We start from the raw sequence: 12,678 nt of genomic DNA on the forward strand, positions 1-12,678 counted from the left end.
GATACTGTCCGAACGAAAGCAAGAAAAAGAACAGCAACCGGTGTTGAATCTACGCCACGGATTTGGACCAAGGCTGGGAGCGGCATCCGGTTGCTGTGACCGTGGTTGACTCGGGTAAGAGAACAATACAAGGCTGGGATGCAATCCCAGCATCCGTGGCCCAAGAAGCTGGGATTTCATCCCAGCCTGCAAGGCCCGGCCGTGGTGCTGGGCGCGATGTCGATTCCACCCTTCCTCATTCGACGAGTAGAAGAGCAAACTCTTACGCCTGTATCGCAAGGACATCCTGATGAGTCACGCCGGACATTCTCCTCACACCGCCATGCATCCTGATCGCCGCTGGCTTGCCCTTATCGTGTTGTGCCTGGGTGTGCTGATGATCGTGCTGGATACCACGATCGTTAACGTCGCCTTGCCCTCCATCAAAGTGGATCTGAAATTCGGCGATACCGAGCTGGCCTGGGTGGTGAATGCTTATCTGTTGACCTATGGCGGCTTTCTTTTGCTGGGTGGCCGCCTGGGTGATCTGTATGGACATCGCCGCTTGTTCCTGATCGGCATCGCGGCCTTCACCTTGGCTTCACTCGCTTGCGGACTCTCCACCACGCAGATCGCACTGGTGAGTGCGCGCGCGGTGCAGGGGCTTGGGGGTGCTGTAGTTACCGCAGTGGCGCTGTCCTTGATCATGGATCTGTTTACCGATCCACAGGATCGCGCCAAGGCCATGGGTGTTTACGGTTTCGTGTGCGCGGGCGGAGGCAGTCTTGGCGCAATGCTGGGTGGGGTGCTTACCAGCAGCCTGAGTTGGCACTGGGTGTTCCTGGTGAATCTGCCGATCGGCATCGGCGTGATGGTGGCTTCGCTGCGGCTGTTGCCGGCGGCTGGCGGAACGGCCGTTTCAAGGCATCTGGATGTGTGGGGCGCTGTCACAGTGACAGCGGCGCTGATGCTGGCCGTGTATGCCATCGTCAACGGCAATCAGGTCGGCTGGCTTTCGGCGCGCACGGTGGGGCAGTTGGTGCTGGCTTCGGTGTTGCTGGTGCTTTTCTTGTGGCTGGAGGCGCGCGTGCATACGCCATTGATGCCGCTGCGCTTGTTCCGTCTGCGCAATTTGACGATCGCCAATATCGTCGGCGTGCTATGGGCGGCGGCGATGTTCGCCTGGTTCTTCCTGTCTGCGCTGTATATGCAGTTGGTATTGGGCTATGGACCGATGGAGGTGGGCCTTGCCTTTCTGCCTGCCAATTTGATCATGGCGGTTTTTTCGCTGGGGCTTTCGGCCAAATTGGTCATGCGCTTCGGCATTCGCCGACCGCTGGTGGCTGGCCTTGCATTAGCCGCATGCGGCCTGCTGCTCTTTTCGCGTGCTTCGGAGCATGGTCATTTCCTCACTGACATCTTGCCCGGCATGGTGTTGCTCGGTGTTGGGGCAGGGGTAGCTTTCAATCCGGTGTTGTTGGCGGCGATGAACGATGTGGGGCCGTCGGAATCCGGATTGGCATCGGGCGTGGTGAATACCGCTTTCATGATGGGCGGCTCGCTGGGGTTGGCGGTGCTGGCGAGCCTGGCGGCGGCACGCACGCAAGCCGTGGAAGCAGCGGATGGCACGAACATGCTGGCGCTAACATCCGGTTATCAATTGGCCTTTTTGGTGGGCGCTTGTTTCGCTGTGCTGGGCGCGTTGGCGGGGGCGGTGTTTTTGCGTACGGCATCGGCGGTGGGAAGTGAGCAGGCTGCTGCCATGCATTAAGCATGTGTTGCTGTTGTTACGCAGAAGCAACGTGTTCGTTGTTCAGGGATTCGCTCCGCACGGAATACGAAAGCGCCAGAAAGAGGACGCTTTCGTACCAATCCTATCTTGCTGCTGTCTTTGCATGCGTATCCTCACGTTCATAACGGCATAGGCGCGCAGATCGTTGTTGCGCGCCATGCGATGATTCGTGCCCATCAGGGGTTCCCCAGGACGGCGAAGATGACCTCGGAACGCAACGCCAAAGACATGCTGGCAAAGCTCGCGACCGTGTCGTGCCGGATGCGGCGCGGGTCGACGATCTATCTGCGTGTGCGTGGCGTTGCTGCGCTGATGCTGATGGGCGTGAGTGTGATCGCATGCGGTCATCGCGCGTTGGACAAGTCGGCATTGCCGGAAACAACGAAGGTTTCTGACCTGCGTGCGGACGGAAGTCCATACGGTGCAGCAAGCGAAACGCGGAATGCAGGGCAAGCCATCAGCACGCCATTGGCGGCGACGCTGAAAGATCACGTTGTATCGGGCGCGCGGGCCGTGCACGCAGTATCCGCCGGTGGCGCTTCTACGCGTCTTGCACCAGGTTTCGAAGGAGTCATTGGCGAAGCTTCGTTTTCGCTTGGGTTTTTACCACCTGCTGATACCCATCGCGCAGCAACGAATCAGGACATGATGCCTGCCCCGATGCCTCCGCAGGCCACGCCCTCCGATGAAAGTCTGGTGTCCAGATTTCATTGGGGTTTTTTTCTGGGAAGCGTTGCATTGCTGGTCATCGCCGGTTTGGCTTTGGCCTTGATGTTTGACAGCCGCCGTCATCGTCGACTTCGGATGGCTATGCGCCACGCACCCGCCACCGAGATGGATGAGCTGCTCGGAGGCGGCGTTGCCTCTGCGCCAGCGAAGAAAGGTGTTGAAACCCCAATTTCACCCGTAACAGACGATGCATCACCGATGAGGCCCGAACCGATAGTTACCCTCGTGACTGAGGCTGGCGCGTTGCCCGAGTCTGCGCATCGCGATCTCGGGCGCATGCCGTTTTCGCGGTTGGATTGGTGCTATTCGCCGGGGAAATTCGATGCGCCCGAGCAGTGGGCCGTGGACTCGCCGATCGACTTTCTCCCTGTATCGCGGCTTGAGCAGATATTGCGGAAGGTTGAGGTGTCGTCTGATGAATCTGGCGAATACATGAAATCCGCAGAGACTTTGGAATCCGTTCAACCCGCCAATGCCACCGAGCATGCAGAAGAAGAACCGCCCATCGCGCAAAGTGTCGTTGAATCGATACTGGAATCCGTCAGCGAAAGCGAGCCGCTAGCCGAGCTGTTCGACCGGCTGGAGCACTGCGCGTTGCGCGAATCCTGCGATGTTCCCGCCTTGCTGATCGAGCGCGACAGCGATCTGCCGCAGATCCTGCGCACGACCACTGAAGCCCTGCCGCCGCAAGTGTTGCAAACCTGGGAAAGCACGCTGCGCCAAGCCCTCACCCATGCGCATTCGCTGACCTTGCCGTCGCTGCTGGTCAGTACGCTGCTGCTGCGTGCCGATGATGCCAATCTTCATGATGCCGAAGCGCTGTATACGGAAGCGGAAGAGTGGATCGATTTGAGCATGGCCTCGGATTACGAGCGCCGCGCTGCATGGGAAGCGCGGCGGCTGAATGTCGATCTACGTCGTGCCGAGCGAAAGAAAGGTGCGGCACGCCTGCTCTGGTTGCGTGCCATGCAGGCGCAGTATGCACCGCAGCTTGCACAAGGCGAGCCGCCGGTGCTGCTGGCCTGGATCGATGTGTTGATGTTCTGGGCCCAATGTCAGTTGGGTGATGCCGCGCTGTCGCGTTACACCGAAGCTGAGGCCGTCTGCCTGCGTCTCGGTGAGTTGCCTGCCTGTGCTGACGCCGCGCAGCAACGGCGTGCTGAAGTGCTGCGCCAGCGCGCGACGGTCGAGCAGGGCGGCGCACGCATGCATAGCTTGGATACGGCGCAAGCGCTAGCCGACGCGCGCTACGAGAACATCCCACGTGCAGACCATGCGTTGGCGGTTGCGGAGATCGCGTTGGCTCGCGGCAACGTGCTGCCACCCGCGCAAGCGCAGGAGGCTTATTCACATGCTTTGATGCATGCGTTCGTGGCCGAAAGCGATCCGCGTTGGCGTGAACAAGCGCTGCAATGCCGCCTGGCGGTGCAATGGGCGTATGAAAACCTGCCGGGCATGGATGTCCGGAGTGATGTTGCCCTCAAGCTGGCCGAACGCCTGGAAGCCTTGCGCGTGAAAGACCCGGACACCTTGGATCGCATGGCGAAGACCTATTTGCGCAGTGCGGATTTCGCACGCGCCTGCCAGTTGTGCGAACACGCGTGGCGCCGCGGTCACGCCACGCCGGCGCTGCTTTCCACGTGGCAGGAAGCATGCAGGCAATGGGCCCAGGTTTCTCCCCAGCCGGAGCAACGCGTTGCCCGGCAGCAAACGATGCGGCAACTCAGCATTGCAAGCGCCATGCGCTAGTCGATTCCCCTTAGTTATCCCCTTTATCGAGAGACTTCACCATGAACACTCACAAGAAACCTTCTGATTCGCGGCTGTGGACAACGCGCTACGGCATGATGGCTGCCATCGCTCCGAATGGACCAGTGAGCCGCTCGCTGCAACGCTACGGCGAGTGGGCCGAGCAGGAACTCAATTTGTTGAGCGGTTTGATCGAGGACGGACAAAGCGTGCTCGAGTTCGGCGGCGAATACGGCGCGCACACCTTGTGGTTTGCGCAGGCCGTTGGTGAGGAAGGTGCCGTGCACGTGGCCGAGCCGCGCCGTCTGCCGTTCCAGCAGTTGTGCGCAAACGTGGCGATCAATCAGCTCACCAACGTGTATACGCATTCGCGCTGGCTAGGCCGCTCCGATGCACAACTGCCGTTTTCCACGTTGCCGGGCGGCAAGCTGCACAACGGCGAGCAGGACGAAACCGTCGTTACCACCACCGTCGACGGCCTGGAGCTCGAAAACCTGCACCTGCTCAAGATCAACGTGCCGGGCAGCATGATCGATCTGCTGCAGGGCGCAGCTGAAACTATTCGCAAACACCGGCCGGTCATCTACTACCGTCTTTCCGATATTGAACACGTGGAAGCGGAAGTGCATGCGATCAAGGAGCTGGGTTACCGTTGCTGGTCGCATACGCCTTATCTGTACAACGCGGATAACCATGCCGGCGAAAGCACCAACATCTTTCCGGGTTGCGTGCAGCAGAACGTGATCGCCTCGCCGGTGGAAAATCGTTTTGAACTGGAGCAGCGTCACGAGCTGTAATTCAGTGTTGCGAGTTGGCTTAAGGACAGTGGCACTAACTCAGTATTGAGGTGCGTCCCCCGGCTATGCCCAATGCTCCGAACTTAAGGTTTTTACTAGCCGGACACTTTTGCTCGTCATTCCAGCGAAAGCTGGAATCCAGTGCCTTTTCAACCTTAAAGTCGCTGGATTCCAGCTTTCGCTGGAATGACGGGTTGGGGTTCTACGGTGACAGCAAAAACCTTAAGGCCCGTAGGCTGGGATGAAATCCCAGCGTCGCCATGGATCGGGCATGGCGGCGGGCGTTTCTCGTTTGCGGATCCTACTTTTCGATGCGGTAATTCAAGCTTGCGCGATTGAAGTCAGTCGCATTCTGCGCTTCAAAATTCCAACGCCGGCTCAAGCGATAACGCAGCGTAATGACCTGCCCCGGCTCGAACAGTCCGATGCCGTAACTGAGATAAAGCCGCGGCGACAAATATTTGCCTACGGTGAACGCAGAGCTGCCATTCAAGGCTTCGCTGCTGCTGACGCCGATATCCTCGATGCCAAGCTTGCTGCCGATACTCTTCGCCAGAAGATTGCCGGTGGCCGAACCCAGCGCCTGCGCCGCGGCATTCACCATATTGCTTTCGCCACCGCTGCTCACTTGCGAGATGGGTTTGCCGGTAATCAGATAAGAAAGCGCATCGGATTGATCCATCACCGGGTTCGAGAACACGGTAAGCACTGGGCGCTTGGCGGTGCCGGTGATCTGCAGGCCTACCTGCTGGCCTTCGTTGATGGTGGCGTTAGGCTGCAAGCTGCGGATGGCCTTGATGTTGAGGCCGGGGTTGTCGATCGGCGTGCTTGCGAACAGGAGCTGCCCCTGCTGGATATTCAGGTTTTGCCCGTAGGCTTTGTATGTGCCGCTGACGTTGACTTGGCCTTGCCCCGTGGTAGCGCGGTCCGGGCGTTCGTCAACGGTAATGACGCCAGTGAGACGCCCATCCAGCCCCATGCCGACAAGATGCGCACGCTGGCCAAGATCGACCTTGACCGACGCATGGATCGGCGTCGAGCTGCTACCGGCAGCAGGCTGCGGCTCATCGACGACCACGATGTCGGAAGACGCCTTGTTGGCGCCGCTGCCCGGCAATTTGTCGAGGTTTACATCCGCGTTATCCAGCCGCACCGAGCCAGTGGCCTGGAGGCCTTGTGCATCATGGCGCACGAGCAAGTCTGGCGTGAGCGCGACTTTGGCGGCAGGGATGTCGATCACGGTGACGTTGTCGCCCTTCAAGGTGATCGCCGTGGATGTCTGCGCATCCAGGCCTGCGGTGCCATGGATGGCGAGCGTGCCCTTGCCGGATTGCACGCTGCCGTCGATGTTCAATACGCGCGCATCGCGGGTACTTGCCACGAGCTTGCCATCGGTAAGCTTCAGGCCGGCATCGGGTACTTCGGCGGCAAAACCGTTGACGGCCGCCTGGCCGGTGATGTCTGGCGTGGATAGCGTGCCGCCGAGCCTGAAGTCGCCATCCACGCGTCCTTTGACATTGGCGAGCGTGTCGGTAAACAGGCTGATGAAGGCGATGTCTTCCAGATGCAAGCCGACCTGGCCGCTCAGCGTTTGCTGCTTGCCGGTGACGGCGATTTGGCCATCCAAACGCCCGTTGCCATTGACGGATGCATGCAGGATGGCTTGTTGATTGTCCGGCGCGAGCGTGGCATTCAGCGCGAGATCCTTGTACGACAGCAACGGCTGGTCGGGATGCTCGTTATAGGTAATGCGACCTTGCGACGACGTGATCGACGCATTGCCGGTCAATACACCTGCCGCCGTGCGTCGAAGTTTGCCGCTGCCTTCCAGCGTGCCGTCGGCGCTGATCGGCATGTCGGTGCTACCGGCAGCGCTGGCGATCAAAGCCAGCGGCACGGCATGCAGGCGATAGCCGGCGTCGAGATTGCCGCCTTTATCCAGGTTGCCGTTGACGCAAAGCAGTGGCTCGCCGGCGGTAAGACACAGCTCGCCCAAGTTCGCGCTGCTGTTGTTCCATCCTATTGGCGTGGCTTGTTGAAGGTGCCAGCGAGGCAGCCCTTGCACGTCCAGGACGAGCGAGGAGAGCGTGCCGTTCCAGTTGCTGCCTTTCAATGCACCGCGCAGCGCGAGCGAGGCGGACAGCGGCGCGCCTTGCGCCTCCAGCGTCAGCTCGTGTTGAGCCGATGTGCCCTGGCCATTTACCTGTATCTGTTTGAACGCCAGTCCGCCGAGTTCGGCTCCGGCCGCATGCAGTTGCAGCTTGCCGCCGATGCTGCTGATGTCGGGTATGTCTGCCTGCAATTGCAGTTGTTGCGCGCGCTGGTTGTCGACGGCCAACGACTGGCCTTGCAGATTGCCGTTGACGGCAAGCTTGGGATATTTGCCGCGAATGTGGAATTGTCCGTTGAGTGCTCCCGCGGCTTGCGGCAGCCAATCGTTCAATGAGGCGATGGCCAACGTGACGTCGGTGTCGTTGCTGTCGCCGGGACGTGCCTGCAGTTTTATCGTGCTGCTGCCGGAGGCAAGATCGAGCGTGCCATCCAGCACGTGATTCGGTGACAGATGCAAATGCCCGCTTCCGCGCAGTTGGCGTTGGCGCAGTTGTCCGTCGAGCTTGCGCAGTTCGAGCGTGACGTCCGGACCGTTGGCGGCGAGCTTGCCTTGTGTGGCGAGATCGGTATTGAGCGAACCTGGCCAATCGGCCAGCAACTGGCCCGGATCGAATCTGTCGGCCTTGGCCTGCAATTGCCAGGCAAGATCCGGATGCAAGGCAAGCGTGCCCTGCGCAGTGAGGTTGCCTTGCGGTTGCAGCACGCTCAACGTGTGCAACTGAATCTGCTGCGAGGTGCCATCCAGATTGAGCGCAAGCTTTGCCAGCTTGCCCGGCGGTCCGATCGTGACAGCGCCTTCCGCGTGATACGCCTCCGCGCTGCCTTTGGCTGCAAGACGCCCCTGGCTGTCGAGTACTTGCCCGGCAAGATCGGCCGGCAACTCGACGTCTTTCCAGTCCACGACGAGATCGGCGTTCAGCGGATGCGCATCGAGCTGGACTGTGCCTGCGGCGTGCAATGTGCCCTTGATTTGTGGCGAGGCGATTTGCAGCTGCTGCAAGGTCAGCTGCTTGAAATCCTCGTCGAAGCTCGCCTGCAACGGCTGCAGCACGATGCGGTATTGGTTGAGATCGAGCTGGCCGGTGAGGGTGCCGCCTTGCTGGTTGCCGTTGCCTTGCAGCTGGGCGGCCATGCGCGTGATCGAGCTGTTGCCGAGCAGTGGCTTGGGATCGAACGATGGCGTATCGAGCTTGGCGGTCCATGCATTGTTTTTGCGCTGGTCCAGATCGATCTGCAATTGCGCGGTCATCGGTTGCGTCAGGGACAACTGCAGTTGCGCGTTGCGGCCGTTGCCTTGCGCGTCGAGTGTCCCGGCATAGTCGGTATCGCCGACCTTCCACGCCGCCTCGGCATGGCCCTTGCCGCGATAGCGGCGGCCGATACTCAGCTGACCGTCGAGATCGACATGACCATCCGGTGCACGCAAGGCCAGCTTGTTCACCGTCATGCCGCTATGGGTCCAGCTGCCGGCGAGATCCAGTTGATCGCTGGCGAACAGCAGTTTGCCGTCTTCCTTGACCGTGACCGGGCCGACGTGCACGCGATCCAGCACCAGTGTGATCGGCGGTTTCAGCGAGAAGCCGCTGGAGGATGTGTTTTCCTGCGTGGCGGGTAGTGCCACGTCCACTCGGCTGACGCGCAAGTCGACTACGTGCAGGCGCTTGTAGAGCAGGGCGGCGATGTTCCAATCCAGGTGCGTCTGCGTGATGACGACATCGGTACCTTTGCCGTCGTCATAACGCAGCGAGCCGATATCGATCGGGCCGATCAGGCGCCCTTCCACTTGTTGCACCTGCAAGGCGCCGTGCATGAAACCCTGTGCTTGGCTCACCGCGAAACGCAAGCCGGAGCCGGTGCATAGCAACCAGCCGAGGCCGCTCGCCACCAGCACCACGAAGGTAAGCAGAACGATGCCGATCAGCCGTAGCCAGCGGCGGCGAGGACGGGGTGCGGGTTGTGTCGTATTCATCGCTGCAACCCTTACAAGTCCGGCCCGATCACGAGGTGCAATTCCACGCCGTGACGTTGTGCATCGTTGATGGGCGTGCCGAGATCCACACGAATCATGCCGACCGGCGAACGCCAGCGTACGCCGATACCCGTGCCGATTTTCGGATGCACATTCACGCCGTTGAACGCATTGCCGGCGTCGACAAAGGTGGCGATGCCCCAGCGCGGCGTGAAGTAATGTTCGACGGTGGCACTGGCGATCACCAGACTGCTGCCGCCGATCACGCGGTTGTAGCTGTTTTCCGGGCCGATGCCCTGGAAGGGGTAGCCGCGAATCGATTGATCGCCGCCGGCGAAGAAGCGCAGCTGTGGCGGCAGCGCATCGAAATTATTGGTCCATACGTGGCCAAGGTCGCCGCGCAGAATCAGACGATTGGTGCGCCAGAACGAATGAATCCATTTGCCGCTGGCGGTGATTTCGCTGAAGCGCGCGGTGGAAAGCAAACTGTCGACCGTGCTGCGGGCGTCAAAATTCAGCGACCAGCCGCGACGCACGAAGTCGAAATTGTCGGCCATCTTGCGACTCAGCGAGCCCTCGGCGTAAACCAGCGTGCTGCTGCCGTGTTCCACGCCGGGCGTGCTTTCCGGCTCGTTCGGGGTTTTGCCGACGTCGAACGAACCGGTCAGCGCATGCACGCCAACCGTGCGGATCCAGTCGTGCCAGATTTCGCTTTCGTTGGCGACCAGCTCGAGCGTGCGTGATTGCGAAGTGATGGTATTGGCATCCCGATACGTCGCGCCAAAGTTGAGGCTGCGTTGATTGTCGCCCGGCAGCGGAATGGTGTACTGGCTGGACAGTGTTTTTAGCCGCTGCGCCAGCACAATGTCGTTTTTCCACTTGTGGCCATGGCGATTGACCCAACGGTATTCGATGCCGCCCCGCACGCCGACGCCGGTATCCGTGCCGACAAACAGGCCGCTGGTGTAGATGCGGCGTTTGGCGGGGGCCAGCTGCACCTTGATGTCGACGACGCCGTCCTTCGCCGTGTCGGTTTCGGGAATCACGTTGACGACCGAGAAATAGTCCGCACTGTTCAACGCCTGCTGCAACGTGAGCAATTGGTTCTGGTCGAAGTAGTCGCCGGATTTGAACGGCACGTAGCGTTGCAGGAAATCCGGCTGGAACTGCGAGCCTTCGAATTCCACTTGCCCGTAGCGGTAGCGGCGTCCGACATTCCAGGCCAGGTGAATGGCGGCGCTGTGCTCGCCGCGGTTCACTTCCACGCGATGCACGGTGAGCTTGGCGTCGAGATAGCCGTTGGCCGTCAGTGCGTTGTTCAGGGCATCGCGCGCGGCATCGTAGGCGTCGTCGTCCAGGCGCTGGCCTTTGAGTTTCTCGATGCCGCGGCGCGCCGCGCGGATCGGGCGCAGCGCCGCGGCGGAAGCATCAAGCTGGACATCGGTTGACGTGACTTTCACCGGCTCGCCGGGCGCGACGTGCAAGGTAATGCGCCAGTCCTTGCCGGCCGGTTCGATCTTGCCGGTGACATGCGCATCGTAATAACCGTACGGCCGCAGCGCGTTGCCTGCTTCGGCATCGGCGCGATCGTAAAGGCGATGTGCTTGCGCCTCGCTGACGTCGCGCGCGGCATATTGAGAGAGGCTGACGCCGGCGACAACGGCGGCCTTGAGCGGATCGTCCACGCCATCCACCACAAGCTGCACGCCCGCGTGGCCGAGCGCGGGGACAAGCAATAGCGGGAGCAGGCTCAGATAGCGGCGAATCTGACGCATGCAGTAGGGTTCCATCCTGGATTCAGCATCGCAAGTGTCAGCTTAGCGAGACGGGTGTGCACCGCGCATTAAGGCTGTTCTTATTTCGCGGTGCGTGTTGCACGTAGGTTGCCATTTCGCCGTTGAGGTCAATAGGCACGCGAGTCCCGGCTCTGGTTCTCACAGAGTGTGCTGGAGCAGGGATGGCGTATAGCGGAAGCCGTCAAGGGCGGCTACGCCGGCGAAGCGCAGCGGAGCGAACCCTTGACGGCCCGTGATGAGAAAAACTGAGCGCAGAGGTCCAAGCGCGACGACAGTCGGGCTTGGACCTCTGCTGACCCGCATACCCATCGCGGCCCGTCAAAAAGGTTGACCATCCCGCACCGCATGCATGGAGGTATCGACTCCCAGGGCGTTTCGGACCGGCATCGGATCAGTCTCGCGCCAGTCACCCTTCTGGTTGAGGTCACCAGGACCCTCGGCACTCCGCCACCAAACACCTATCGGTCACCGCGACATCCGTCCACGTGCAGACATAGCAGCACAGGGATGCGGGCTCTTCCTTGGCCCAACCTTGCTTGGCTCGGTTCGCGGGCGATCCTGACACCATGCGGGCGCCGGCCATCGTCTCCATTCAGGGTAGAGGCTTTACGCCCAAACCTACGTCTGGCTGGCAGTGGCCGGCAAATCGATTAGTGAAAGGCACGTGTGACGTCGAAGGTCGTCCCCTCCTGCATGATGTGATAGCACGCGCGCGACAACTTGTGTGCCACCGCTTTGATCGCCACCACCGGATGCTTGCGTGCGTGTTTGCGCTGATGCCAACGCCGGATCGACTCGCAATGGCGCTTGGCGTGGTGAGCTGCCTCCATGTAGGCCCAGCACAAATAACGGTTACCACATTTGCGATTGCCTTGTCCTTTGCGCTTGCCATTGGAGAGGCGTTTGCTCTCCACCATGCGGCAATACGAGGCGTAGTCGCCCACCGATGCGAAGCGCTCGATGGGACCGGTTTCCAGTTGAATGGTCAGACTCAGGATCGGCCCAATGCCAGGCACGCTGCACAAGCGCTGGCGCAAAGCCGGATCGATCAGCGCCTGCTGCGCCCCATGTTCGATGTGTTGGATGTCCTCCTGCAGGGCACGCCAATGCTTGTACTGCAGCAACACGCCGTAACGCGTGTAGGGGTCAGGAAACGCCTGTTGCAATGACGCCGCCTGCAGGTGGCGTATGGCATCGGCCGACCAACGCTGGCCAGTAAGGCGCGAGTAGGTGGATTGAATCGACAACATCAGTTGCACGGCTTGATGAACCAGCAGCATGCGTCGACGCATCAGATCGCGTACCGCACGTAGCGCACGCGGGAAGATGAACCCTTCGGGCAGCAGGCCTAGCCGTAGGAGTTCGGCCAAGTGAAGGGCGTCGGTGACGTCATCACCGTGCTTGAGCCCGGCGTACTGCGGAATCGCGGCGGTGTTGGCCAGATGCACGCGATAGCCATGGTCCATCAATCCATCGACTAACCAGTACCAGTTGTAGGTCGACTCAACCACCACGCCGCTGAGCTCGCTGTGATAGGGAGCCAAAGCGGCCAACAAGGGTGCAAGCTCGTTGCGATAGCGGCGCTGGAACACCGGCTCACCGGCCTGATCCAGAACGCCTAATACGCTGTTGGTGGAATGCAGATCGATAGCTGCGTAAAGTGACATAGCTGCCTCCTGTCGCGAACGACGTTGAGCTGAAGGAGCTTCTAACGTACCGCCAGCGCAGGAGGCGGCGACATGAGTATTCAGGGTG

At 60.6% G+C, this 12,678-nt stretch carries 6 protein-coding genes; 3 read left to right on the top strand and 3 right to left on the bottom strand.

Annotation, left to right across the window (positions count from 1 at the left end; translation table 11 throughout):
- Positions 1–289: 289 nt before the first annotated feature.
- The 3 genes from VJR68_RS13550 (at position 290) to VJR68_RS13560 (ending at position 5,046) form a co-directional block, all read left to right on the top strand.
- Positions 290–1,750, top strand: coding sequence for a DHA2 family efflux MFS transporter permease subunit (locus VJR68_RS13550; protein ID WP_324148434.1), 1,461 nt, complete (start codon positions 290–292; stop codon positions 1,748–1,750).
- A gap of 222 nt (positions 1,751–1,972) precedes the next feature.
- Positions 1,973–4,249, top strand: a complete 2,277-nt coding sequence (locus VJR68_RS13555; RefSeq protein WP_324148436.1) for a hypothetical protein — start codon at positions 1,973–1,975, stop codon at positions 4,247–4,249.
- Positions 4,250–4,290: 41 nt separating this feature from the next.
- Positions 4,291–5,046, top strand: coding sequence for an FkbM family methyltransferase (locus tag VJR68_RS13560; protein WP_324148438.1), 756 nt, complete (start codon positions 4,291–4,293; stop codon positions 5,044–5,046).
- Positions 5,047–5,347: 301 nt separating this feature from the next.
- Here the strand turns inward: VJR68_RS13560 and VJR68_RS13565 are convergent, their stop codons facing one another.
- The 3 genes from VJR68_RS13565 to VJR68_RS13575 form a co-directional block, all read right to left on the bottom strand.
- Positions 5,348–9,127: a translocation/assembly module TamB domain-containing protein gene (locus VJR68_RS13565; RefSeq protein WP_324148440.1), complete on the bottom strand. Its 3,780-nt coding sequence runs from the start codon at positions 9,125–9,127 to the stop codon at positions 5,348–5,350.
- An 11-nt stretch (positions 9,128–9,138) separates the two neighbouring features.
- Positions 9,139–10,902 (bottom strand): autotransporter assembly complex family protein, encoded by a 1,764-nt coding sequence (locus tag VJR68_RS13570; RefSeq protein WP_324148442.1) that lies wholly within the window; start codon positions 10,900–10,902, stop codon positions 9,139–9,141.
- Between the two features lie 671 nt (positions 10,903–11,573).
- Positions 11,574–12,590, bottom strand: a complete 1,017-nt coding sequence (locus tag VJR68_RS13575) for an IS110 family transposase (protein WP_324148444.1) — start codon at positions 12,588–12,590, stop codon at positions 11,574–11,576.
- Positions 12,591–12,678: the final 88 nt, after the last annotated feature.

This window comes from Dyella sp. (genome assembly GCF_035277725.1).
Classification (GTDB): Bacteria; Pseudomonadota; Gammaproteobacteria; order Xanthomonadales; family Rhodanobacteraceae; genus Dyella_B.